This window comes from Rhizobium sp. WSM1274 (assembly GCF_025200775.1).
GTDB classification, from domain to species: domain Bacteria; phylum Pseudomonadota; class Alphaproteobacteria; order Rhizobiales; family Rhizobiaceae; genus Rhizobium; species Rhizobium leguminosarum_I.
In genome coordinates this window covers 312,764-336,782 of sequence record NZ_CP104139.1, presented here as the reverse complement: position 1 = coordinate 336,782, position 24,019 = coordinate 312,764, and the positions used below count along the sequence as shown (strand labels likewise).

Sequence of the window (24,019 nt, the reverse complement as noted above, 5' to 3'; positions counted from 1 at the left end):
TCATCATACCAGTATGTGATCCTATCCAGAAACGGAAAAGGTGAGGAAACATGACTAAGATTGCCCTCTTCGGCGCAGGCGGGAAAATGGGATACCGGCTCGCCAAAAATCTCAAAGGCTCGCGTTTCGAGGTCCGCCATGTCGAGGTAAGCGACGCAGGCAAGGCTCGTTTGAAGAATGATCTCGGTGTCGATTGCGTATCCGTCGATGTCGGGCTCGACGGCGCCGAGGTGGTGATCCTTGCCGTGCCGGACACGGCGATCGGAAAAGTCGCGGCAGGCATCGTCGACAAGCTCGCATCAGGCACCATGGTGATCGCGCTTGACGCTGCGGCTCCCTTTGCCGGCCACCTGCCGAAGCGCGATGATCTTACCTACTTCGTCACCCATCCCTGCCATCCGCCGATCTTCAACGACGAGACGGACATGCAGGCGAAAAAGGACCACTTCGGCGGCCTCTTCGCCAAGCAGCATATCGTCTCGGCACTAATGCAGGGTCCCGAAAGCGCCTACGCGCTTGGTGAGGAGATCGCCAAGCTGATCTGGGCCCCAGTCATGCGCTCGCACCGGGTCACGGTCGACCAGCTTGCGATGCTCGAACCAGGCTTGTCGGAAACCGTCTGCGCATCGCTGCTCGTCGTCATGCGACAGGCCATGGACGAATGCGTGGCACGCGGCGTCCCTGAACAGGCCGCCCGCGACTTCCTGCTCGGCCATATGAACGTGCTCGGCGCAGTCATTTTCAAGGAAGTCGACGGCGTGTTTTCAGATGCCTGCAACAAGGCGATCGAGTTCGGGATCCCGGCGCTGATGCGCGACGACTGGAAAAAGGTATTCGAACCGCAGGAGATCGCCGAAAGCATCCGGCGCATCACCTGAACCGGCTTGGGGAGGCAAGCCCTCCCCTCAACCGCCCCAGGGAGAAGGGGCTTCATTCACAACAGGGAGGAAAATATGAAACTGACGCGCAGACTGACACTTGCAGCTTTTGCCGGCGCATTGGCGCTCGGAACGGCTCTTCCGGCCTTTTCGGCCGATCTCATCGCCATCATCACGCCGGCGCATGACAATCCCTTCTTCAAGGCCGAAGCGGTCGGCGCCGAAGCCAAGGCGAAGGAACTCGGCTACGAGACGCTGCTCATGACGCATGACGACGACGCCAACAAGCAGTCCGAAATGATCGATACGGCGATCGGACGCGGCGCCAAGGCGATTATCCTCGACAATGCCGGAGCCGACGCCTCCGTCGCGGCCGTCAAGAAGGCGAAGGATGCAAACATTCCCTCCTTCCTGATCGACCGCGAAATTAACGCGACCGGCGTTGCCGTCGCCCAGATCGTCTCGAACAACTACCAGGGCGCCCAGCTCGGGGCGCAGGAATTCGTCAAGCTGATGGGCGAGAAGGGCAATTACGTCGAGCTGGTGGGCAAGGAGTCCGACACCAACGCCGGCATCCGCTCGCAAGGCTATCACGACGTCATCGACGACTATCCGGACCTGAAGTCCGTCGCCAAGCAGTCGGCCAACTGGAGCCAGACGGAAGCCTATTCGAAGATGGAAACCATCCTCCAGGCAAATCCCGACATCAAGGGCGTCATTTCAGGGAATGACACGATGGCGATGGGTGCGATCGCTGCGCTGCAGGCGGCCGGCCGCAAGGACGTGATCGTCGTCGGATTCGACGGCTCCAACGACGTGCGCGACTCCATCAAGTCGGGCGGCATCAAGGCAACAGTCCTGCAGCCCGCTTATGCGCAGGCTCAGTTGGCGGTTGAACAGGCAGACGCCTACATCAAGAACAAGACGACGCCAAAGGAAGAGAAGCAGTTGATGGATTGCGTTCTCATCAACGCCGACAATGCCGACAAGCTCGAAACCTTCGCCCTGAAGAACTGATCAGCAGCGAATTGCGGAGGGCGCAGCGCTGCGCCCTCCGCAATGCATTTTGCAAGACGTCGAGGTTTAAGCATGTTGAGAGTGAAGGGCGCCCTGCTCGCTGCCATCGTGGCGGCCGCCTTGCCCGGTTGCAAGATCATCAAGACGCCGACGGCTGAGGAAAAGGCGACAGCAGCGGCCAAGACCGCCTTCGATCCGAATGCAAAGGTCGAGGCGATCTGGCAGTCCGAGGCAGTGCCCTATTTCGAAAAGCGCGCCGGCGACCTGAAAGACGTCATTCAGCTTTCCGCTTCCAGTCCCGACGCCGCCGGCGAGAAATACGGCAATCCCCGCAAGCAGAGCAGCTCGCCATGGACCTATGCGGTGAAGATCACCGGCAAGGTTGTCGCAGCTGATACGGCGTCGCGCGCGGCAACGCTCGATGTCGACGCCGATGGCGACGGCAAGGCCGATGCCAAGGTCCAGATCGGGCCGGCGCTGCGCGGCACGGCGCTGCGCGACACGCTGGAGTTCGTCAATTTCAACGAATTCAAGAACCAGATCGAGTGGGCGCAATTCGGCAAAGCTTTCAACGAGAAGGCCAATACGGCGTTTCTCTCCGCCGTCCCGCGCGAAGGTCTGGTCGGCAAGACGGTGACCACAATCGGCGCCTTTCCGCTGCCGAAGAGCGGCGAGCTGCCGCTCATAACGCCTTCGGAACTGAAGGTCGGCCCATGACCACGGGAGAGGCACGAAAGGACGACATCATCCTGCGGCTCGACGATGTGTCGAAGGTCTATTCGGGCATCGTCGCCGTCAAGCGCGCCAATCTTGAGCTTCGCCGCGGCGCAGTGAATGTCCTTGTCGGCGAAAACGGTGCAGGCAAGTCTACCCTGATGAAGATCATCGCCGGTGTCGAGCGTCCGACGCTCGGCCGCATCATTCTGGATGGCAAGCCTGTCTCCTTCGACAGCCCGGCCGATGCGCAGGCGCACGGCATCGGCATGATCTTCCAGGAGCTCAATCTCTTTGCCAACATGTCGGTCGCCGAGAATATTTTCGCCAGGCGTGAGATCACCCGCGGCATCCTCGGGATCGATCACAAGGCACAGGTTCAAAAGGCCAATGCGTTCTTGAACCGTCTGGATGCCGGGATCGAGGCAGATACGATGGTCGAGGACCTGCCAATCGGCCAGCAGCAACTCGTCGAGATCGCCAAGGCGATGTCGTTGAATGCCCGGATCCTGATCATGGACGAGCCGACATCGGCGCTTTCGGCAGCCGAAGTCGAGATCCTGTTCAAGGTGATCGCCGAACTGAAGGCACAGGGTGTCGCAATCGTCTATATCTCCCACCGGCTCGAAGAGCTGATGCGCGTCGGCGACTACATTACCGTGCTGCGTGACGGTCAGGTCACCGGTGAAGCAATGGTCCGCGACATCGACACGCGCTGGATCGTGCGCTCGATGATCGGCTCGGATGCCAAGGATTTTGCAAAATCCGTAGACCACGTCGTCGGAGCCGAGATGTTTCGCGCCGAAAATATCAGTCTGCCGCGGCCGACGGGTGGGCTTTCGGTCAACGACGTCTCGCTGTCGGTCAAGTCAGGCGAAATCCTCGGCATCTATGGTCTGATGGGTGCTGGGCGCAGCGAATTCTTCGAATGCGTGATCGGCCGTCACAAGCACTCGACCGGCAAGATCTTCATCGACGGCAAGCAGGTTCGTGCCCGCGACACCACGCGGCGCATCCGCCGCGGCCTTGCGCTCATTCCGGAAGACCGGCAGCGCGAAGGTCTGGTCCAGGTGCTCTCGATCGCCTCCAATCTGACGCTGGCGAGCCTTGGCCGCTTCACAAGGCTCTTTCATATCGACAGGGGTGCGGAGAAGAGTGCCATTCAAGATGCAATCCGCGATCTTTCGATCAAGGCGCCGAACCCGGATTTCGAGGTGACCTCGATGTCGGGCGGCAATCAGCAGAAGGTCGTCATCGGTAAGGCATTGATGACCAATCCGAAAGTGCTGCTGATGGACGAACCGAGCCGCGGCATCGATGTCGGCGCCAAAGCCGATGTGTTCCGAACCATGCGGCGGCTGGCGGCAAACGGGCTCGCAATATTGTTTTCGACTTCCGACCTCGAGGAGGTCATGGCGCTTTCAGATCGCATCGCGGTCTTGAGCAACGGCCAGCTGGTGGCCGTCTTCGATCGGAACGAGGCCACGGAAGAAGCCATCATCGCGGCTTCGGCCAAGGGACACGGACATCAAGGGAAACTCGCGTCATGATGGCGGCTACATCAACCACTCTTGCGCCGAAGGGCGCCAACGGCTCGGCGCTTCTGACGCTGATGAAGCTCAGGACCTTCATCGCGCTGTTTGCCGTCATCATCTTCTTTGCGATCTTCGCCCCGAACTTCACCTCGACGGCGAATATGATCCTGATGTCGAAGCATGTGGCGCTAAACGCCTTCCTGGCGATGGGCATGACCTTCGTCATCATTACAGGCGGCATCGATCTCTCGGTCGGATCGATCGTCGGGCTTTGCGGCATGGTCGCCGGCGGCCTGATCCTTTACGGCATCGAATTGCCGATCGGCTACACGATCTTTTTCAACCTCTTCGAGATCGTGCTGATCACCTTGTCGATCGGCCTGCTGATCGGGCTGATCAACGGTCTCTTGATCACCAAGCTCAACGTCGCGCCCTTCATCGCCACACTCGGCACGCTCTATATCGCCCGCGGTCTGGCCCTGCTGTCATCGGACGGGCAGACCTTTCCGAACCTTGTCGGCCGGCCGGAATATGCCACGACCGGCTTCGATTTCTTCGGCGCGGGACGCATTCTCGGTCTGCCGGTGTCGATCTGGATTCTGATCGTGCTGGCGCTGCTGGCCGCCTATGTCGCCCGTTCGACGCCGATCGGCCGTCATATCTTCGCCGTCGGCGGCAATGAGCGAGCCGCACGCATGTCCGGTATCCGGGTCGATGTCGTGAAGATCTTCGTCTACATGTTCTCAGGACTTTGCGCGGCAATTGTCGGCGTCGTCATCTCCTCCGAGCTGATGGCAGCCCATCCGGCGACCGGCGAAAGCTTCGAACTCAATGCAATTGCCGCAGCCGTGCTCGGCGGCACCTCGATGTCGGGCGGCCGCGGCACGATCGGCGGTACGATCATCGGCGCCTTCGTCATCGGCATCCTCTCCGACGGATTGGTGATGATGGGCGTCTCCTCTTTCTGGCAGATGGTCATCAAGGGCCTGGTCATCATCATTGCCGTCGTCGTTGACCAGGCGCAGCGCCGCCTGCAGCAGCGCGTCACCCTGATGCAGATGGCAAAGGCAGGTTGAGATGACGGAATTGAAAGGGGCTTTGATCGGTTGCGGATTCTTTGCCGTTAACCAGATGCACGCCTGGAACGACGTTCGAGGTGCCGGCATCGTCGCGATCTGCGATCGCGATCCAGAGCGGCTGAAAGTCGTCGGCGATCAGTTCGGCATTAATCGTCGCTATGGCGATGCTGAGGCTTTGTTTGCCGATGGCGGGTTTGATTTCGTCGACATTGCCACAACAGTCCAAAGCCATCGCTTTCTCGTCGAAATGGCGGCGCGGAACAAGGTGCCGGCCATCTGCCAGAAGCCGTTCGCCAAGACCTTGTCGGACGCGAAGGCGATGGTCGAGGCGTGCCGCAATGCCGGGATACCGCTGATGGTACACGAGAATTTTCGCTGGCAGACGCCGATCCAGGCGGTGCGTAAGGCGCTGGCGACCGATGTCATCGGCAAGCCCTTCTGGGGCCGCTTCTCCTTCCGTTCTGCCTACGACGTCTTTTCCGGCCAGCCCTATCTCGCCGAAGGCGAACGTTTCATCATCGAAGACCTCGGCATCCATACGCTCGATATCGCCCGATACATTCTAGGCGATGTCCGCTCACTCACCGCCCGAACGAGGCGCGTCAATCCCAATATCAAGGGCGAGGATGTCGCGACCATTCTGCTCGATCATAAAAACGGCGCCACCTCGGTCGTCGACGTCAGCTACGCCACCAAGCTCTCGAAGGAACCGTTCCCCGAGACCTTGATCGAGCTCGACGGTTCGGAGGGCACGATCCGCCTCACCCAGGGTTACGGCCTCGCAATTACCAACGCCAAGGGCACCTCCATCACTGACGTGTCGCCGAAGCTGCTGTCATGGGCCTCGCGGCCCTGGCACAACATCCAGGAGAGCGTCTATGCGATCCAGCAGCATTGGGTCGATCAGTTGGAGCGCGGCGCAGAGCATTCGACGTCGGGGGCCGACAATCTGAAAACTTTTGCGCTCGTCGAGGCCGCCTATGACAGTGCGGCCAGGGGACAGACGATCGATGTCGGAGCGATGCTGCGATGACAATCGATGCGTTCCAGCTCTACGGCACCCATCTCGTCGATCCGCCGCCGGTTCGCCTGAGAGCCGGAAAACTGGAAGCCGATCTCGCCAACGGCAACCTCCGCACCATCCGCTACGATGGAAACGAGGTGCTGCGGGCGATTTCCTATCTTGTTCGCGACCGCGATTGGGGCACTTACAGCCCTGAAATCGCCGATCTCAGGATCGAGCAGAGTGACGATCGTTTCGAGGTCGCCTATCTCGCCCGCTGCGAGGGACCGGATGATACCAAACTCATCATCGATGTTCGCATCACCGGAAACGCGGATCGCCTTGACTTCGAGGCCGAAGCCATCGCCGCAACCGGCTTCGAGACCAACCGCTGCGGTTTCTGCATCCTGCACCCGATCGTCGGCGTGGCGGGTTCACCGGCGACGGTCGAACATGTCGACGGGCAGATCGTGGCGACGCGGTTTCCCGATGCCATCGAGCCCTGGCAACCGTTCAAAGACATGCGCGCCATCACCCACGAGGTGATGCCTGGCGTTCAGGCGGAATGTCGGATGGAGGGCGACACGTTTGAAATGGAAGATCAAAGGAACTGGTCGGACGCATCCTACAAGACCTATGTCAGACCGCTCGCTCTTCCCTGGCCGTACCAAATTCCCGCTGATCGGCCGGTCCGGCAGAAAACGTCGCTTATTATCAAGGATACCAGCGGTTCGACACCACCTTCTCCAGATGCGGCGTCAGGCGGTGTCATAAAACTCGAACTCGGCGCGCGCACCGGCACTATGCCTGATATCGGTGTGATCATAACTCCCGAAGAGGCTGATGCGACTCTCTCGGCAAAGTCCGTCCTGGCGGAGATCGCTCCCGAGGAACTCCTCTTTCATTTCGACCCCAGTGCCGGGCACGGCGTCGACGCGCTCGCGCAGTTCGCCGTACTCGCCGCGGCCCATCGCGGCCGCTCGACTCTGGAGATCGCCCTTCCCTGCAGGTCGTCCCCCTCAAGCGAGGCGGCTGAGATTGCCCGCCAGATGCAGCTGGCGAAATTCCGGCCGGATGCGATCATGGTCTCGCCTTCCGTCGACCGGCAGTCGACGCCGCCCGGCAGCAAATGGCCGGATTGCCCGCCCCTGGATGAGGTCTATGCCGCAGCCCACGCCGCCTTTCCCGGTATTCGCATCGGCGGCGGCATGCTGAGCTATTTCACCGAACTCAACCGCAAGCGCGTCCCGGATGGACAGCTCGACTTCGTCAGCCACTGCACCAATCCGAGCGTGCACGCGGCCGACGACCTCAGCATCATGCAGACATTGGAAGCGCTGCCCTTCATCACGCGGTCGGTGCGTGCGATCTATGGCGACAAGCCCTACCGGATCGGTCCATCGACGATCCCGATGCGGCAGAACCCCTATGGCAGCCGCACGATGGACAATCCGGCGGGCGCGCGTATCCCTATGGCCAATCGCGACCCACGCCACAATGGACGTTTCGCCGAGGCCTTCGCGTTCGGTTACGCGATACGGGTGCTCGATGCCGATCTGGAATGCCTGACGCTATCGGCCGTGTCAGGCCCGTTCGGTTTGATCGCCGGTCCTGATGAACCGGTGGAGCAAGGCGGTCGGCGGCCGCTATTCAACGCCGTGCACAGATTATCCCGATTGGCTGGCTCATCCTGGCAGGAATGCGTCTCCTCCTCGCCCTCCGAGGTCCTGTCTTTCGTTGCGCGGAATGCCGCAGGCGCCAGGCTTCACGTCGTCAATCTGACGGGCGAAGAACGAAAGGTCGATTGCGGCGCATGCCGGCCGGCAGATGCGGGCAAAGAGTTGCTGCTCGCGCCGTTTGCGACCGCAGCCCTCCCGCTGGCGGATTGACCTTCGGCGGCGCAACCGCATTTATACAGGCGGAGCTCGCACTGGGAGGATCGGCATGAAGACGAAGAAGCTTATCAATGCCGGCGCAGATGCCGTCGATGAGATGCTGCAAGGCGTTCTGGCGGCGCATCCGCGCCATCTGTACGCCGTGGAGAACATGCCCCGCGCGATCATTGCCAGAAACGGGCCCCGCAAGGGCAAGGTCGGCCTGGTCATCGGCGGCGGATCGGGGCACGAACCGACATTTCTGGGGTTTGTCGGCAAGGGGCTGGCGGACGCGGCCGCAATCGGCAACGTCTTCGCGTCGCCGCCGCCCGATCCGATCGTCGCCTGCGCGATGGCGGTCGACGGCGGCGCCGGCGTGCTATTCATGTATGGCAATTATGCCGGCGACGTGATGAACTTCGACATGGCCACCGAGATGCTTGCGCTTGACGAGATCGAAGTGCGCACCGTCCTCACCACAGATGACGTGGCGTCGGCCCCTGCCGATCAGCGGGACAGACGACGCGGCGTGGCGGGAAACGTCTTCATCTTCAAGGCCGCCGGTGCGGCATGCGATCTCCTCTACTCTTTCGATGACGTCGAGCGCGCTGCCCGCCACGCCAACGCGCGGACCTATACGATGGGTGTGGCGCTCTCGCCCTGTTCGCTGCCTCAGACTTTGAAACCGAACTTCCTGATCGGCGACGACGAGATGGAGATCGGCATGGGCATTCATGGGGAGCCCGGCGTGGCGCGTGAGCCGCTGAAATCGGCCGACGTGGTGACCGACGAACTCATGGACAGCATTCTTCGGGAGATGAAGGCGGACCGCGGCGATCGTGTCGCCGTGCTCGTCAATTCGCTGGGCTCGACCCCGATGATGGAACTGTACATCATGATGCGGCGCGTGAAGTCCCGGCTGGACGACGCGGGCCTTATCCTCCATACGTCGCTCGTCGGGAATTACTGCACCTCGCTCGAAATGGCCGGCGCGTCGATCACGATCATGCACCTCGACGACGAGCTTCAGCGATTGATCGACCACCCCTGCGATTGCGCGATGTTTACGAGGTAGTCGATGACATTTACGACCGAAGATCTGCGGCGTTTGTTTGCCGGGATTGCCGAGGATATCGCGGCGGAACGAGATCACCTTTGCGAACTGGACGGTGCCATTGGCGATGGGGATCACGGCCTTGCCATGGATGCCGGCTGCCAGGCCGCGGCGAAAGCGGTCGGAGAGCTTGACGCCGGGATCGCGCCGACAGCCGCATTCAACGCCGCGGCAAAGGCATTCCTGAATGCAGTCGGCGCTTCGTCCGGCCCGCTTTATGCCACGGCCTTCATGCGCGCCGGAGCCGCCGCCAAAGACAAGCAGACATTGAGCGATGATGACTTCCTGCGCGTCTTTGCGGCAATGGCAAAGGGAATCCAGGAACGCGGAAAGGCCGAACCCGGTGAAAAGACGATGGTCGACGCGTGGAGGCCCGCTGCCGACGCGGCACTCGAAGCGTGGCAGTCGGGAAAGCCCCTCGCCCAATGCTTGGAGGCAGCGGAGCGCGCGGCGCGGTCAGGCTGTGACGCGACCAGCAACATGACGGCGGCCAAGGGACGGGCTTCGCGATTGGGGGACCGCGTGATCGGACACATCGATCCCGGCGCTGCGTCTGCCGCTATCATCATCGCGGCAATGACAAAATTTACTCGTTCCGTCGATTAATAGAAGGGCACGTCTAAACGATAGTGAAGCAGGGCCTCTCGAGCCGAAACAAGGATGTCAAGACATGCATATTCGAAGGGCCGTCTCTGCTGACGCGGAGGAGCTGAGCAGTCTTTTAAACGAGATCATCCTTGCCGGCGGAACAACCGCACTCGAGACGCCGCTTTCGGCTGCCGAGTTTGCGGACTGGTTCATCGATGGAGAGTTTCCTCTGACCTGCCATGTTGCAGAGCACGATCAGTCGCTCGTCGGTTTTCAGTCCCTGAGCTTATACGGCGATCCGCCGAAAGGCTTCGCCGACATCGCGACTTTTGCCCGTATGCACCCAAGGACCGCAGGCGTCGGCAGCGCTCTCTTCCCCGCAACCCGAGCGGCAGCGGAAGAATTCGGGCTCGAATTCATCAACGCGACCATTCGCGCAGACAACGTCAGCGGTCTGAGGTATTACGCGAAGATGGGCTTCGAGACCTATGACCGGCTAATCCAGGTTCCGCTTCAGAACGGGGCGCCCGTCGACAGGATCAAGAAGCGTTTCACAGTGGGCGGTGGGCACCACACGATGCCGGGCACCTAAACGTGTTTGTGGGAGTGCCTGGTATCCGAAGTCCGGACCGCGCCAGCTTTGTGACCCTAACCTCATGATATAGAAGCGTGGTTTTCCGTAATGGAAGAGATATGACATTTAACTTCCGTCACACGTTCCATTCCGCTGAATCAAGCGTTCGGGATGCCAAGGTCGATTTGGAAGCCGCCGGGACGTGAAAAAGGGATTTGTTATAGCCGAGCCCGGAGATTTGGCCGTGCCGACTGCGTTGTTCACAGCCGACGAACGCAGTGATCCGCCGCGCTTACGCCCATCAGATGGTGGCAACCGCCGTAACCACGAGCCCGCGGATCGAAGCTGCCTTCGCCACCGTCCGAAAAATTCCTCGGTGCGCCGCCATGGCAGATTGCGACCTAGGCCATGGATATCGCCCCTCCCCTCCTCCGACTTGTTTCTGACCTATCAGGACGTGCTATTCGCACTGCAGCCCGACAAGGGCGCCAACAATGGCAGCCCCTCACTGCACGCCCGACTTCTGGCAGAGCTGGACATACAAATCGGCGATCGCATCGCCCACATCGGTGCCGGCACCGGCTGTTACAGCGCTATTCTTTCGGAGCTTGTCGGCGCTTCCGGTCATGTCTGTGCCGTCGAGATGGATCCAGATCTCGCTGCCCACGCTCAAACAGCGCTTGCCGATCGGGCCAATGTCAGCGTCATTAACGCCGACGGTAGTCAATGGCCGCAGGAAGCGGTGGATGCGATCTATGTGAATTTCGCCGTCGCGCGGCCCCGCGGAACCCTGGATCGAAAGGCTTCGGCCTGGAGGGCATCTCGTGCTGCCACTCCGCCGAAAGGCGGCCGTCACTTACCCCATAGTGCTGCACTTCGTTTTGAGCGCGGCGAGGGTGGATTTGCAGCACGTTGGGTCGGCACAGCTTATTTCGTCTGCGCCAATGGTGGATTAACAATCGAAGATATCGAGATCGAGGCGCTCACCGCCGCCTTCAGGCGCGGCGGCATCGAGTTCGTCAAAGAGCCTGCTCTGGAAGACGGAGCCGCGGATAGGACGCTGATGGCATATCGGCGACCAATGGGCGCTTTGCTATGGTGACGCCTAAATATCCGCGCCGACTTCGCGAAAGTCGGCCGCCTCACCTCAGCCGAGCAATATAGCGCGCCGCGGCACCGAAGAGCTTGACGTCCTCGACACCATCCTCCTTTACGCTAGCTCGCCTTCTGACCGACGATGGCGTCGCCACGCTCAAACATCCGGAGCAAGGCGTGGGCGAGAACGCGCCCTGGGTGCCGACCTCCGATGCAGCATAGCGCGCCGCGGCACCGAAGAGCTTGACGTCCTCGACACCATCCTCCTTTACGCTAGCTCGCCTTCTGACCGACGATGGCGTCGCCACGCTCAAACATCCGGAGCAAGGCGCGGGCGAGAACACGCCCTGGGTGCCGACCTCCGATGCAGCTATCTCAAAGCTCAGTGCAGCCTCCCCGCCGGCGCCCCGTCGCGCTTATCGAAATCTGTGAGCAGCAGGAGCCGGACAGTCCGCGCCGTCTGGCGACCTCTGGCCGGCCGAACTTACCGGCGCGATCCCACTACGGCTCTCGACGCCCCTCTGGGAGGACGGCACTCAGACTGACGATGAAGGCCAGTAGGGGACGGCCCTCGATCGGCGGCGTCTCGGCGGCGTGCCCCACCCCGGACGATCACGGCTCCTCTGCTGGCTGCAGCACGGCAGCAGCGACACAGATTGCCGACGCACGCAATTGATCGCCGCCGCCCGGCGTTCCAAATCGCCGCCGAAACCGGCTCGGGGACCGGAGCGACAAGAATGGAGGACAAGGAGACGCTCGGTGACCGGCGAGGACGGTGGGTCGCGGAGGCGGCAAAAGCCCGGCGCGGGAGAATGCGCCGGGCTTCGATAGTGACCGACAGCCTGGGAGGAGGAGTGCTGTCCGTCGGGCCGAAGCGGCTCGGAGGGGTTTAGCGCTTCGGTCGGTCACGAGGTAGTGCCGCAATGCGGCAAATTCAAGCCTAGCGGCCGCACCGATATCGCAGACGAGCCTCAAGGCAAATGCAGCCTTCTCTGGCACGCTATCGGCCCGGGCGCGGGTTGTCCGCGGACAACTTGCCGAGCGGAGATCTTGGCGGAGGGATTCTCTCCGACGTCCTGGCGCTTGATGAGCGCACCAGGATCGCACCGCGGCTGTGCCAACAGCATGACGCGAGGAGATCATCTCAATGATCGACGGCGATCCGTCTTGGTCGCACAGTGCCCCATCCTTCGCCCAATAGATGTTCTGGCTTCACTCATTTCCACCCGATTGACGGCCGAATTGATCGAGGCATCGAAGAAGGCGATCGCCAACCTGACAGATCGCGCGCCGACTACAAACGACGGCGACAACACCCACTATCCAGCCACATTTGCGAATGGTGCGGCCGGCGCTCAGCCATCCACTCCATCATCCATCAACCTTCGGCCTGCCGTCTGAGCAAGACGGCCAGTCGACATAGCTTGAACCGGACCAATTGATCGACCCCCCCCTGAACCAACAGACTGATCGGTTCGCTGCCGTTGCGTGCCGCCCTCTCTACCCAACTGGGGCGGCCGGGTGGGGCCTCGAAGGACTGGCTCGCCGCCTTCTTCCCGATTAGCTCAGTTGGGGCACCCGCTCTGCCCAAACGCCGCGTTGCCGTTAGCCAGCCTGCCTTTTGTCAAACGATGGGAGCCTCGATTGCTGCCCCATGCGACGCAAGAGCCGCAAGGATGATGGCGCTGCGGCGGCCCACAACCTTTGCCATTCGATGAATGAAGCCGCAGCGCGCACAGTGCCGCGATTTGTCGATTGGACGGCGCTCTTCTCGTCGCCAAACATGGTGCATGCCTCGGCATTGCGGACAGAGATCTTGAAGCCGCACATGTGACGCCTTTGAGGCTTATGAACCGGCTTTTTGCACGACGTCAGGCAGAGCTGTTGATCCCGCCGCAATATCCTTGCGAACCAGTTGCTGCGGAACCTGCTTCAGGAGCAAACGATCTTGCGGAACATGCGGTTGTCCGCGGACAACGGCGTGATCAGCCAACGTTCTGCCTTGGTCACGGCGTCGGCTCCTCAGTAGTCGGCCAGCAGTCCGACCGCCTCGCTGTCATCCGTTTCATCGTATGGCCGAGCGGTAGGGGAGGGCATCCTTTCGTTCCGCAAGATCGGGAGCTCACGGCCGAGCCCGTCGGGCGCATCAGCCCATTGCAATAGGCAGTCGCTGACGTAGACCACGTCCGTGAGCGCACTGCCGCAGCGGCGACTATCGTCGACATGCCTGCGACAGTGAGCCGAGCATATGTGGGGACGGCAGTCACGGGTCCACCTTGTCCTGAGATAGCCGACCTCAGAGCCCAGACCGTCCCATCATGCTCGATGCGCGGCGCCCGTCTCCGATACAGCTAGTGATAGCGTGCAGCCCCGCTGCCAGCCACTGTAGAAGAGCTGCGTTCATCCCCGACCGACATGCCGGAAGATGTTCCTGCACCTATAAACGGTACGCCGGGGGAGCAGCACCTTCAGCGCAGGTCGAGAGGGGCGGGTGCCGCAAAGTAGCGCCACGCTGCAAACTAGCCTGCGGCCGAAGCGGCGTGCACCGCACCTCCGCCACCTCGCGCTCGGCTCAGCCCACGCGCGGCCTCTTGATCGATTTCAGCTCGTACCGCCGAGACACTATCGAGCAATCACCGAGGCCATCGAGATCGCGTCTTCAGGCGGGCATTCTCCCGGTGTCGCCGACGCTTGCCAGGGGACACACGGAGGGAAACAATCGGCTCGCAGCCAGAGCCGTAAGCGGCTATTGCACGTCGGTGTCAACGGCGTTATTCTTATAGGCACCGAGACAGAGGCCATTGCTGCAGATGCCGGGCGCCGGCGCGCGGATCGGGTGACAGCAAGGGATTCCGATCCAAGCGCCGCTTCCTATTTTGGCTGCGCACCGATCTGCCCGTAGCGGCACCAAAGCACCACCATGGAGTAAGGGAACTAACGCCCGCGCTTGCTTCCGCAAAGCGGGCAATTTGCAGTAATATCAATGGATTATGATTTCTGAAACTACTCCATTGGCTTTGCTTTAGGAGATACTGAGCGCGGTGGCGGCGCGGCTTAATCGTTCCGATCCTCACCCGATTAGTCAAACGGACGATCTCGTTCCCGCATCAAATGCCCACAGCCAAGCAATGGCTTGCATCCTTTAGCGGCACGCCGCGTTATCTCCGCACTAGATCGGAGACCATCCACATGCGTGATGTGCTTCAACGTAGGAGATTCTCCGCCGCGGCTGCAATGATGGCCGCAGCGGTTGGCGCGCTTGTCTACATGCAGGCAATCGAGCGCAGGTCGACCGACCCGTCTGCGGAACCTGGCCACGCAGTTGACGATCATGGCCGCAGCGCCAGCACGCCCGAGGCTATCCCTTTCAGCGGCCTCCGCGACGTATTCTGGCGCGTTTTCCATGAAATTCTAGATGACAGGGTCACTCTCATCGCGGCAGGCGTGACCTTCTATCTCTTGCTGGCGATATTTCCTGCCCTCGCGGCCCTGGTCTCTCTTTACGGGCTGGTTGCCGATCCCGCTACCATATCAGAACACCTTCGCGAACTAGCCGTCCTCATGCCACCTGGCGCGTTCGACCTTCTTGCAGATCAGATCAAGGCGCTCGTCGAACGGCGCGACAGCACACTCGGAATCGCCTTTTTCGTAGGCCTCGCGATCGCGCTATGGAGCACGCATAATGGAACGCTGGCGATATTCGACGCCATGAACGTGGCCTATGAGGAAAAGGAGAAACGAAGCCTCGTGCGACTGAATCTGACGGGTCTCTGCTTCACCCTATGTTCAATGGCTTTTGCGGTCGTCATGGTGGCCCTCGTTGGCGTAATGCCAGTCGTGCTCTCCTATCTTTGGCTCGATCAATTCAAGGAGCACCTGGCTCTTCTTCTTAGGTGGCCGCTGCTCCTGCTCGTGGTTGCGGTGGCCGTCACACTGGTCTACCGCTTTGGCCCAAGCCGGGAGCCTGCAAAAGCCCGGTGGATGACGTGGGGCGCGGCTTTGACTACTGTTGGCTGGGCCCTCATGTCGCTCGGCTTTTCCTTCTATCTGAATCATTTCGCCAATTACAACGCGACATACGGCACCCTTGGAGCGCTGATCGGCTTCCTCATGTGGATGTGGTTGTCCGTTGTCATTCTCATCATTGGGGCAGAGCTGAACAGCGAACTCGAACATCAGACCGCCAGGGACACGACGACGGGGACACCGCTGCCAATGGGAGCGCGAGGCGCCTATGTCGCGGACACTTTGGGCGAGACCAGGAACTGACCGCGAAGATTGCTCCTCTCCTACAGTTTTGATGTATTCTGATATTTCGCCAGTCCGACACAGGAGATGATGATGACCGCCCCGCATCCTTCCAAAACCTATATCGGCAATCATGCCCTGCATCCCGAAACACAGATGCTGAATTATGGCTACGATCCGGAACTCTCGGAAGGAGCGGTCAAGCCGCCGGTGTTCCTCACCTCCACCTTCGTGTTCAAGACGGCCGAGGATGGCCGCGATTTCTTCGATTATGTGTCGGGCCGTCGCGAGCCTCCCGAGGGGAAGGGGGCCGGCCTCGTCTATTCGCGCTTCAACCATCCAAACAGCGAGATCGTCGAAGACAGGCTCGCCGTCTACGAGCGGACGGAAAGCGGCGTGCTGTTTTCATCCGGCATGGCGGCGATCACCACCACTCTGCTCGCCTTCGTCCGGCCCGGCGATGCGATCCTGCATTCTCAGCCGCTCTACGGGGGAACGGAAACATTGCTGGCGAAGACCTTCCTGAACCTCGGCGCCGCCGCGGTCGGGTTTGCCGACGGCGTCAGCGAAGGATCGGTGCAAAAGGCGGCAGAAGAGGCGATGGCAAAGGGCCGCGTCTCCGTCATCCTGATCGAGACGCCTGCCAATCCGACCAACAGTTTGGTCGATGTCGCGATGATCCGGCGCGTGGCCGACATGATCGGTGCAAGACAGGGCCATATGCCGATCATCGTCTGCGACAATACCCTACTCGGACCGGTCTTCCAGCGGCCGATCGAGCACGGCGCCGATATATCGCTCTATTCGCTGACGAAATATGTCGGCGGTCATTCCGACCTGATCGCCGGCGCCGTCCTTGGTCGCAAGGCGGTCATCAAGCAGATCAAGGCCCTGCGCGGCGCGATCGGCACCCAGCTTGATCCGCATTCCTGCTGGATGCTCGGCCGTTCGCTGGAAACGCTGCAGCTGCGCATGGAACGGGCAAACAGCAACGCGCGGGCCGTCGCAGATTTTCTGCGTGATCACCCGAAGGTCGAGAAGGTTCACTACCTGTCCTACCACGACCCGGAATCGCCGGCCGGGCGGACCTTCATCGCTCAATGCACCGGCGCGGGCTCCACCTTCTCTTTCGACATCCGCGGTGGTCAGCCAGCCTCGTTCAAATTCCTGAACGCGCTGCAGATCTTCAAGCTCGCGGTCAGTCTCGGCGGCACGGAATCGCTTGCGAGCCATCCGGCCACCATGACGCATTCCGGCGTGCCCGCCGACGTCCGCCAGCGCATCGGCGTTCTGGAATCGACGATCCGTCTTTCGATCGGCATCGAGCATCCGGACGATCTGATCGCCGACCTGGAGCTGGCGCTGCAGGCGGCCTGACGCCGATCGCAGCGCTGTCATTGATATCGATGCCCGGCGACCCGGGCATCGGTGCGTTCATGACCTCATTTGTCGTCGGTCGTCAGTTCCGTCTCGTCAGTATTCAGTACGAAGACCGCAAGAAGGCGCGCCGGCTTTGTCTTGCTGGCGTTTTTGCTGACGCTGTGATGATCGCCGGGAAATTCGGGAAAGCTTTCGCCGGCCTTGTAAACCTTCTCTGGCCCGTCATTCACCTTGCTGGTGATCGCACCTTCGAGAACGGTGGCATAGATGAAGGCCGAAGCCGGGTGCGTATGGCCGGGCGAGGAACCGCCCGGCGCGTATTCGACGAGCACCCCCCGCATGCTCTTGCCGGGAACATTCGGAAGCTTCTGGTCGAAAACGACGCTTACCTTCGCGTCGCCGCCTGCGGCGTGAGCCTGAGTGCCGGCGGCAAGGACAATGGCGAGCGCCGCCGCCGAGATCATTTTTCTGAGCATGTCTGGTCTCCTGCGTTGATGGGAATGGGTCGGGCGCCCGATATCAGGCGCTCTTTTTCTGAGGCGGCTGCCGGCTCAGCCAATCGTCGAAGCGGATCTTGCCGAGCCGCGCCTTAGCGCCGGTCACGAGCGAATTATCCTCGAGCTCCACGCCGAAGTAGCGGGCGTGCGGATCCGCCATCACCTGCCGCGGATCGTTCGTCGCCTTGAAGAGACGCGTCACGATTTCGGTGAGGCGGACTTTCTCCGGCCCGCCGATCTCGATCGTGCCGTTCACAGGCGTGCCGAGCGCCACCTCGGCCATGACGTCGGCGACGTCGTCCGAGGCGATCGGCTGCACATAGGCCGGCGACAGATGTACGGTCTGGCCAACGGTACCCGACTGGGCGATGCCAGCCATGAATTCATGGAACTGGGTGGAGTGCACGATGGTATAGGGTATCCCGGAGCTCTTGATCAGCTCCTCCTGGGCCATCTTGGCGCGCATGTAGCCGCTGCCCTGCAGCCGCTCCATGCCGACGATCGACAGCGCGATGTGATGCTTGACGCCGGCGGCAGCCCCCGCCTTGAGCAGATTGCGGCCCGACGTCTGGAAGAATTCCAGAACGGCCTTGTCCTCGAACGAGGGCGAGTTCGCGAGATCGAGGACCACCTGCGCCCCGGCGAGCGCATCCGCCACGCCCTTGCCAGTGATCGTGTCCACACCCGAGTTCGGCGAAGCCGCCAATACCTCGTGCCCCTTTTTGCGCAATCTTTCCACGGTCTTTGAGCCGATGAGGCCAGTGCCACCGATAACGACGATTTTCACGGGTAGTCTCCTTTGTCCTTTACGAGGTGTTTCCTCTGTTGACTTGCCTTTGTTGACTTGAAAGCGAGGAGGCAACTGCTCGGCATGCCCCCGCCTCCTCGAGAGCGAAGCGACTTCATCGGGACCGTCGCCGGTGCCACCGATGTAAACCGATGGGCAGGAGGATGCGCCAGATCGCGGCCCCAAACTATTCTTCCTCGGTCGCTGTCAGCCTATGCGAACGTCGTAGGCCAGCTGGCTCTGCGGTCGAGGCAGTCGGCCGAATTGGCGGAACATCACATCGACAGGTATTGGCCAGATGTACCGTCGGGGCAGATGGCCGACCCGGAAGGCAAGGCGTATTCACTGGCCTGCAAGCCGAGGCTTGCGTCATCAATCCTCTCACGATGGAGATAAGAATGATCAAGCGTCTGAACTTTATGGCCCATAAGAACAGCGGCATCGACGGCCTCGTGGCCGTTGAAGGCTGGATTGCCAAAAGCTTCGATCCGAAGTTGCTCGAACTCGTCAAAGTGCGCGTTTCCCAGATGAATGGATGTGCGCATTGCCTGCACATGCACCGCCAGGACGCACTGAAGCTCGGCGAAACGGATGACCGGCTGCTGCTTCTGAACGCGTGGCGGGAGTCGCAGCTCTTCACCGCCCGGGAGCGGGCCGCACTCGCCTGGGCCGAGGCTCTCACTGAGATTGCGAAAGGCCATGCGCCGGATGATGTCTATGAAGAAGCGCACGCCAACTTCTCGGATGACGAGTTGGTGGCGCTTTCGATCGGCATCGCGATGATCAACGCCTGGAACAGGCTGGCGATTGGCTTTCGGCTACAGCATCCGGCCGATCACAAGCGCGCCGCCGCCTGACGGTCTGCGCCTTCGGCGGATCAGGAAAGCTGGGTAGCCTCGAACATGGCTGTCAGCCCGATGCCTCCGCCGATGCCGATCATCGCCAGGGCAGTCGCACCGGGCGCCCAGCCATCCCCGGTGTTGCGGATCAGCTGGCTGTACAGGCGGGTAACGAGGATTGCGCCGGAGGCCCCGAAAGGATGGCCCAAGGCAATGGCTCCACCGTTCCTGTTGATCGTGTCGGCAGGAATATCGAGCTGATCCAGCGATGCCAGAACCTGGGCCGCGAAGGCCTCGTTGAATTCGATGGCATCGATGGCGGAGAGCGAGAGCCCGGGCTGACGCTGCAGCAGCTTCCTGGTCGAGGCGACCGGGCCGATGCCGAGCAGGTTGGGGTCAACGCCGGCAGCGGCGCTGTCGATGAAGGCAAGGCCCTTTTCGATGCCCATGCTTCTCGCCATGCCGCGGCTCATAACGAGCACCAGGCAGGCGCCGTCGTTCAGCGGGCAGGCATTGCCGGCTGTTACCGAACCATCGGCCAGGAAGACCGGCCGGAGGTTTGCGAGCGCCTGGAGGGATGTAGCCGCACGTGGGCACTCGTCCCGTTCGATCAAACCGTGGCTGGCGGAAATGTCGACGATCTCGGGCCGAAAGATGCCCGCCTCGGCCGCCGTTACGGCGAGCCGGTGGCTGCGAAAGGCGAATTCATCCTGTCTCTGACGCGATATGCCGAACTGCCTGGCGACGTTTTCGGCGGCAATTCCCATTTCCGGGTCACCGATCGCGTCAGGCGAAAACCGGGCGCGCCCGTAAAAGCGGGGCAGCGCCCCATTCGGCTTTGGTCTTTCGACGCGCCATGGCGCGGTGCTGACACTCTCGACGCCGCCGGCGAGAAAACATGCGCCGGCATTCGCCTGGATCAGTCGGGCTGCCATGATGATCGCTTCCAGGCCCGAGCCGCATTGCCGATCGATAGTCACTCCCGGAACCGTCATGGGCAGACCTGCGGTGAGCGCTGCCAGCCGCGCGATGTTTCCGCCGCCGCCCGCCGCATTGCCCACCAGCACGTCGTCTATGGTGTTGGGTGCAACTCCCGTTTCGGACACGATCCGGCGGATGATCGGCGCCAGCAGGTCTTCTGCTGCGACGGTCGACAGCGATCCGAACGCCCGGCCGATCGGCGACCGATAGGCGGCAACCACGACCGGCTGCCAATCCCCGTCAGGCTGATAGGCGTACGACAAAATCGCCTCCCGAAACCACCGCCCGCTCCACTTGTCCCCTCGAGATCTTGCCGCTGCTTGTCATCGGCCAGGACCTTATATGGTAAAATCGCTTGGGGATCTTGTACCTGGCGAGCATCCGCGCGCAATGATCGGCCAGGATTTTCGGGTCCGTCATCTCTCCCGAGACGACAGCGACGATCCGTTGACCGAAATAGGCGTCCGGCAGCCCGAAGACAACGGCATCTTCTACGCCGGGGCAGGCTTTGAGCGCGCTCTCGACTTCGGCGGGATAAACGTTGTTGCCGCCTGATATCATCATGCCGCCCGCCCTGCCGATCACCCGCAGTATGCCATTGGCATCGAGTTCGCCGAGATCTCCGACCGTCGCTCCCGCTTCCGTGACCCGGAACGCCTGACCGTCGTCGCCCCAAAGATATCCATCCGCGATCAGGTCGCTGTCGACGAATATGGTTCCGGCCACATCGGTCCCGACGTCGTTTTCATCGGGGTCACGAATGGAAATTTTGACGCCGGGATAGGCTTGCCCCACCCGCTCGATCGGAAAATCGATCTCGCCGCCGACAAGGGTCGAGACGGTCATGAAACCGAGCTCGGATGCGCCGTAATATTCCCGGATACGGGCCTTCGGAAACAGGCGACGCATGGATTCGAGCCGGTTCCTGTCAAGCTTTGCGCCGGCGGTCAGAACGTCGCGCAAGGACGTCAGAGCGGGTTCGCCTGCCCACGCCCTTGCAATGCCGGCTATATGTGTCGGCACGGCGACCAGCCGCTCGATGTGCCAGGAGGAGAGCGTGCTTGCGACCGCGAGGGGGTCCCATTTCCGGACTGAATGGAAGGTTGCCCCGGCATCAAGAGCTTCGACCAGTGCATAAAGCGCCAGGCCATGCGCGAGGGCTCCCGGGCACATTGTCGACGGCGCGTCTTCGAGTTCGAAAACGCCGCGTCCCCGATCGAGGCTCCGGCGCCACTGTTCGCGCGAGCGATAATAGGCCTTCGGCTCGGCGGTGGTCCCTGACGTGAAGCCGATCAGAAAGGTCTTGTCGGCATCGACCGGCAACTCGGCTTTACCTTCCGTCGACGCAAGGTCGAAGGCCTCCGCTCCGGCAGCGACAACGGGAATGCCGAGTCTTCGGGCAATTTCGGCGCTCGGCCCAGCATTGTCGTCGACGATCAGAACGTCAGGCGCCAGGCGCTCGATGATGCGTTCGATCCTTTCCACCGGCATCATCGGGTCGATGACCGCACAGGCGTTCGGCAACGCGGTGGCCGCCGCAAAATACTGGGCAAAGCCGATGTGATTGCCAAGGCTGAGAGCGGCAAGCTTCTCCACACCGGGCAGATGGAGCATGCGGCGGTTCGAGCGCGGGAGATCTTGGAGAAACCGATAGATTGCCTTGGCGCGCAAATAGAGCTCGCTGTAGCTGAGCGAGTGCCCGTCGATCACCAGCGCCGGTTTGTCCGGTGTCTCCCTTGCATGTCGAAGAAGCTGCGCATGGATCGGCATGGACACCCGCTGGTTTGAATGATCGGCAATCAGCCCGGAGACAGAGCCGCTCTGGTCGCTTCGGGGATCGGCGTCGGGCGGCTGTCGGAGAGGCCGACGCAGACCCAGACGAAATGTGCCGATGCGCAATGGGCGCCATCGCGCTGGCGAAAGAGTCCTATGGCAAAGGACAGGCTCGTGCGCCCGATTTTTTCTACGTCCACCTTTGCCTCGACGACATCATCGAGGTCGATCGGGCTATGAAAGATGATCTCCGCCTTCTTCACGTGATAGGCAACGCCGGAGGAGGTGTGACGGAAATGGCTGAGAATTTGCCCTTGCCGCAGGAATTCGACGACCGCATCCTCGCAATAATCGAGATAACGGGAATTGTGGACGTGACCATAGATGTCGATGTCTCGCATCGAGACCCGGAACAATGCTAAAGGCCTGTCGTCAACGCTCATTCGATCACCAATTCGACGGAGTGATCTAATCGCAGTGTGTGGGGGATGCAATGCAATATCAGGCAGTCGTGCGCAAATTCGGCCGGGCTCAGGATGTTGTCGAACTCGAGGAGGCGGCGCTGCCGCCGCTGCGGCGCGACCAGGTGAGGGTGCGCCTGCTGGCGCGGGCGATCAATCCGTCCGATATCATCACCATATCGGGAGCCTATAGCGGACGCACGACATTGCCCTTCATTCCCGGCTTCGAAGCTTTCGGCGTGGTCGAACAGTGCGGCGAGGAGGTTCATGGGCTTCCCCTCGGAACACGCGTGCTGCCCGTGCGCAGCGCCGGCGGCTGGCAGCAATTTAAGGACACTGATCCAGGCTGGTGCCTGCGTGTTCCAGACGAGCTCACCGATTTCGAGGCTGCGACGAGTTACGTCAATCCGATGACGGCCTGGTTGATGCTGCATGCCAAGATCGGGCTGAGGCCGGGAATGCGCATCGCCATCAATGCCGCCGCCTCTTCGATCGGAGCGATATTGATCGGTCTCGCCAATAGCGCGGGCGTGGAGCCGATCGCCATCATCCGCAACGAAGGATCGCTTGAGCGCCTGCGCGGCCGGGTCGAGGCTGTCATCGTCGACAGGGAGGAAAGCGAAAGCGATCTGGTCGCCGGGCTCGCCGGCCGGCATGGGCTCGACGCGGTGCTTGATTGCGTCGGAGGCGCGCACGCCTCAATCCTCGCGGATGCGCTTAAACCCGGCGGACACTTCGTGCATTACGGTCTGCTTTCGGGGCAGGGCATACCGGCTTCTTTCTGGATGTCACATCCCGATATTGCCTTTTCCTATTGTCACCTCCGGGAATGGGTTCATTCCGAAGCGATGAGCGACGTCCAGCGGGCCTATTCCGAGCTCGCCGCGCAGATCGCCTCGAAGGTCATCGCCACCGAGGTGCGGGAGGTGTTTCCTCTGGAAAAGGTCAGTGAAGCACTGGGATCCGCCGTTCCGTTCCGGACGGGCGGCAAAGTGCTGCTGGCCTAACGAACATGAGCAGGCCGCGACAACGTTTTGAGGCTGGCCGATCGCGGCATGCGGTGGGCATCGTTGCATGGCGCCTTGGAGCGCGGCCTCAGCGACGATTTCATGGCGGAAGGGCGAGAGCAGCCAAGGGAGCAGGAGAGACCGGGTCTTCAGGACCTGTTCAAGTGATCACGCATCTTATCGACACCAATGCGGTGATCGCCCTGATCGGCAGGAAATCCGAAACACTGCTGAAGAGCGTGATCGACAGCGACGAGGGATCGATTGGGCTGTCGACCGTGGTGATGCACGAACTCTATTATGGCGCCTATAAAAGCGCAAAAATTTCCTACAATCTCGAAACCCTGCGCCTGTTCGTGGCGGATTTCTCAGTTGTCGGTTTCGAGCATGAGGATGCGTTGGCCGCTGGGGAGATCCGTGCCGCATTGGCGGCAAAGGGAACGACGATCGGTCCCTTTGATGTTCTGATCGCCGCTCAGGCCAGGACCCGGGATCTGGTTCTCGCCACCAACAATGTCGGGGAATTCCGCCGCGTCGATGGTCTGCGTGTCGAGGACTGGACGGTCGGGCGGTAG

20 protein-coding genes and 1 pseudogene are annotated in these 24,019 nt (G+C 61.3%); 16 read left to right on the top strand and 5 right to left on the bottom strand.

The features are described 5' to 3' along the window. Positions 1-50 precede the first annotated feature (50 nt). The 13 genes and pseudogenes from N2600_RS25815 to N2600_RS25755 all read left to right on the top strand — a co-directional run bounded on the left by N2600_RS25815 (position 51) and on the right by N2600_RS25755 (position 17,096). On the top strand, positions 51-878 hold the full coding sequence (locus N2600_RS25815; RefSeq protein WP_168315854.1) for a phosphogluconate dehydrogenase C-terminal domain-containing protein: 828 nt from the start codon (positions 51-53) through the stop codon (positions 876-878). Between the two features lie 75 nt (positions 879-953). Continuing rightward, entirely contained in the window at positions 954-1,895 is a 942-nt protein-coding gene (locus tag N2600_RS25810) for a D-ribose ABC transporter substrate-binding protein (RefSeq protein WP_260299302.1), read from the top strand. Positions 1,896-1,967: 72 nt separating this feature from the next. Then, positions 1,968-2,612: a DUF2291 family protein gene (locus N2600_RS25805; protein WP_260299301.1), complete on the top strand. Its 645-nt coding sequence runs from the start codon at positions 1,968-1,970 to the stop codon at positions 2,610-2,612. Then, positions 2,609-4,159, top strand: a complete 1,551-nt coding sequence (locus N2600_RS25800) for a sugar ABC transporter ATP-binding protein (RefSeq protein ID WP_260299300.1) — start codon at positions 2,609-2,611, stop codon at positions 4,157-4,159. The genes N2600_RS25805 and N2600_RS25800 overlap by 4 nt, the downstream gene beginning before the upstream one ends. Then, on the top strand, positions 4,156-5,220 hold the full coding sequence (locus N2600_RS25795; protein ID WP_017957302.1) for an ABC transporter permease: 1,065 nt from the start codon (positions 4,156-4,158) through the stop codon (positions 5,218-5,220). The genes N2600_RS25800 and N2600_RS25795 overlap by 4 nt, the downstream gene beginning before the upstream one ends. A 1-nt stretch (position 5,221) precedes the next feature. After that, positions 5,222-6,256, top strand: a complete 1,035-nt coding sequence (locus tag N2600_RS25790; RefSeq protein ID WP_260299299.1) for a Gfo/Idh/MocA family protein — start codon at positions 5,222-5,224, stop codon at positions 6,254-6,256. Further along, entirely contained in the window at positions 6,253-8,115 is a 1,863-nt protein-coding gene (gene apnL / locus N2600_RS25785) for a D-apionate lactonase (protein WP_260299298.1), read from the top strand. Before N2600_RS25790 ends, apnL begins: the two co-directional genes overlap by 4 nt. Before the next feature lie 55 nt (positions 8,116-8,170). Next, entirely contained in the window at positions 8,171-9,175 is a 1,005-nt protein-coding gene (locus tag N2600_RS25780) for a dihydroxyacetone kinase subunit DhaK (protein WP_222295826.1), read from the top strand. Positions 9,176-9,178: 3 nt separating this feature from the next. Beyond that, positions 9,179-9,820 carry a dihydroxyacetone kinase subunit DhaL gene (dhaL, locus tag N2600_RS25775; protein ID WP_260299297.1) on the top strand — a complete coding sequence of 214 codons (642 nt, stop codon included), beginning with the start codon at positions 9,179-9,181 and terminating at the stop codon, positions 9,818-9,820. Between the two features lie 64 nt (positions 9,821-9,884). Beyond that, positions 9,885-10,394, top strand: coding sequence for a GNAT family N-acetyltransferase (locus N2600_RS25770; RefSeq protein ID WP_260299296.1), 510 nt, complete (start codon positions 9,885-9,887; stop codon positions 10,392-10,394). Between the two features lie 226 nt (positions 10,395-10,620). Continuing rightward, positions 10,621-11,440, top strand: a pseudogene (locus tag N2600_RS25765) (protein-L-isoaspartate O-methyltransferase family protein). A 3,220-nt stretch (positions 11,441-14,660) separates the two neighbouring features. After that, on the top strand, positions 14,661-15,740 hold the full coding sequence (locus N2600_RS25760; protein ID WP_260299294.1) for a YihY/virulence factor BrkB family protein: 1,080 nt from the start codon (positions 14,661-14,663) through the stop codon (positions 15,738-15,740). A 72-nt stretch (positions 15,741-15,812) separates the two neighbouring features. Beyond that, a complete protein-coding gene (locus tag N2600_RS25755) occupies positions 15,813-17,096 on the top strand; it encodes a cystathionine gamma-synthase family protein (protein ID WP_260299293.1) in 1,284 nt (427 codons plus the stop codon). A gap of 65 nt (positions 17,097-17,161) precedes the next feature. On the opposite strand, the gene N2600_RS25750 is transcribed toward N2600_RS25755, so the two are convergent. Both N2600_RS25750 and N2600_RS25745 read right to left on the bottom strand, forming a co-directional pair. Further along, complete coding sequence (locus N2600_RS25750) at positions 17,162-17,575, bottom strand: cupin domain-containing protein (RefSeq protein WP_017967765.1); 414 nt, start codon at positions 17,573-17,575, stop codon at positions 17,162-17,164. Between the two features lie 43 nt (positions 17,576-17,618). Beyond that, positions 17,619-18,383 carry an SDR family oxidoreductase gene (locus N2600_RS25745; RefSeq protein WP_222281817.1) on the bottom strand — a complete coding sequence of 255 codons (765 nt, stop codon included), beginning with the start codon at positions 18,381-18,383 and terminating at the stop codon, positions 17,619-17,621. Between the two features lie 398 nt (positions 18,384-18,781). On the opposite strand from N2600_RS25745, the gene N2600_RS25740 reads away from it, so the two are divergent. After that, positions 18,782-19,240 (top strand): carboxymuconolactone decarboxylase family protein, encoded by a 459-nt coding sequence (locus N2600_RS25740; RefSeq protein WP_170281015.1) that lies wholly within the window; start codon positions 18,782-18,784, stop codon positions 19,238-19,240. Between the two features lie 20 nt (positions 19,241-19,260). Here the strand turns inward: N2600_RS25740 and N2600_RS25735 are convergent, their stop codons facing one another. From N2600_RS25735 to N2600_RS25725, 3 genes are read right to left on the bottom strand one after another with little or no spacing between them, the layout of a single operon-like run. Further along, complete coding sequence (locus N2600_RS25735) at positions 19,261-20,466, bottom strand: thiolase family protein (RefSeq protein ID WP_260299292.1); 1,206 nt, start codon at positions 20,464-20,466, stop codon at positions 19,261-19,263. Then, a complete protein-coding gene (locus N2600_RS25730; protein ID WP_260299291.1) occupies positions 20,444-21,973 on the bottom strand; it encodes a class I adenylate-forming enzyme family protein in 1,530 nt (509 codons plus the stop codon). The genes N2600_RS25735 and N2600_RS25730 overlap by 23 nt, the downstream gene beginning before the upstream one ends. A 29-nt stretch (positions 21,974-22,002) precedes the next feature. Continuing rightward, positions 22,003-22,419 carry an acyl-CoA thioesterase gene (locus N2600_RS25725; RefSeq protein WP_017967760.1) on the bottom strand — a complete coding sequence of 139 codons (417 nt, stop codon included), beginning with the start codon at positions 22,417-22,419 and terminating at the stop codon, positions 22,003-22,005. 50 nt (positions 22,420-22,469) lie between these two features. Here N2600_RS25725 and N2600_RS25720 point away from each other — a divergent pair, with 50 nt between their 5' ends. Then, positions 22,470-23,444 carry a zinc-dependent alcohol dehydrogenase family protein gene (locus tag N2600_RS25720; protein ID WP_260299290.1) on the top strand — a complete coding sequence of 325 codons (975 nt, stop codon included), beginning with the start codon at positions 22,470-22,472 and terminating at the stop codon, positions 23,442-23,444. A gap of 164 nt (positions 23,445-23,608) precedes the next feature. Further along, positions 23,609-24,019: a type II toxin-antitoxin system VapC family toxin gene (locus N2600_RS25715; protein WP_222296283.1), complete on the top strand. Its 411-nt coding sequence runs from the start codon at positions 23,609-23,611 to the stop codon at positions 24,017-24,019.

Coding starts and splice junctions, on each gene's coding strand:
- N2600_RS25815 (WP_168315854.1), top strand. CDS start 51: ATGACTAAGATTGCCCTCTTCGGCGCAGGCGGGAAAATGGGATACCGG.
- N2600_RS25810 (WP_260299302.1), top strand. CDS start 954: ATGAAACTGACGCGCAGACTGACACTTGCAGCTTTTGCCGGCGCATTG.
- N2600_RS25805 (WP_260299301.1), top strand. CDS start 1,968: ATGTTGAGAGTGAAGGGCGCCCTGCTCGCTGCCATCGTGGCGGCCGCC.
- N2600_RS25800 (WP_260299300.1), top strand. CDS start 2,609: ATGACCACGGGAGAGGCACGAAAGGACGACATCATCCTGCGGCTCGAC.
- N2600_RS25795 (WP_017957302.1), top strand. CDS start 4,156: ATGATGGCGGCTACATCAACCACTCTTGCGCCGAAGGGCGCCAACGGC.
- N2600_RS25790 (WP_260299299.1), top strand. CDS start 5,222: ATGACGGAATTGAAAGGGGCTTTGATCGGTTGCGGATTCTTTGCCGTT.
- apnL (WP_260299298.1), top strand. CDS start 6,253: ATGACAATCGATGCGTTCCAGCTCTACGGCACCCATCTCGTCGATCCG.
- N2600_RS25780 (WP_222295826.1), top strand. CDS start 8,171: ATGAAGACGAAGAAGCTTATCAATGCCGGCGCAGATGCCGTCGATGAG.
- dhaL (WP_260299297.1), top strand. CDS start 9,179: ATGACATTTACGACCGAAGATCTGCGGCGTTTGTTTGCCGGGATTGCC.
- N2600_RS25770 (WP_260299296.1), top strand. CDS start 9,885: ATGCATATTCGAAGGGCCGTCTCTGCTGACGCGGAGGAGCTGAGCAGT.
- N2600_RS25760 (WP_260299294.1), top strand. CDS start 14,661: ATGCGTGATGTGCTTCAACGTAGGAGATTCTCCGCCGCGGCTGCAATG.
- N2600_RS25755 (WP_260299293.1), top strand. CDS start 15,813: ATGACCGCCCCGCATCCTTCCAAAACCTATATCGGCAATCATGCCCTG.
- N2600_RS25750 (WP_017967765.1), bottom strand. CDS start 17,575: ATGCTCAGAAAAATGATCTCGGCGGCGGCGCTCGCCATTGTCCTTGCC.
- N2600_RS25740 (WP_170281015.1), top strand. CDS start 18,782: ATGATCAAGCGTCTGAACTTTATGGCCCATAAGAACAGCGGCATCGAC.
- N2600_RS25730 (WP_260299291.1), bottom strand. CDS start 21,973: ATGCCGATCCATGCGCAGCTTCTTCGACATGCAAGGGAGACACCGGAC.
- N2600_RS25725 (WP_017967760.1), bottom strand. CDS start 22,419: ATGAGCGTTGACGACAGGCCTTTAGCATTGTTCCGGGTCTCGATGCGA.
- N2600_RS25720 (WP_260299290.1), top strand. CDS start 22,470: ATGCAATATCAGGCAGTCGTGCGCAAATTCGGCCGGGCTCAGGATGTT.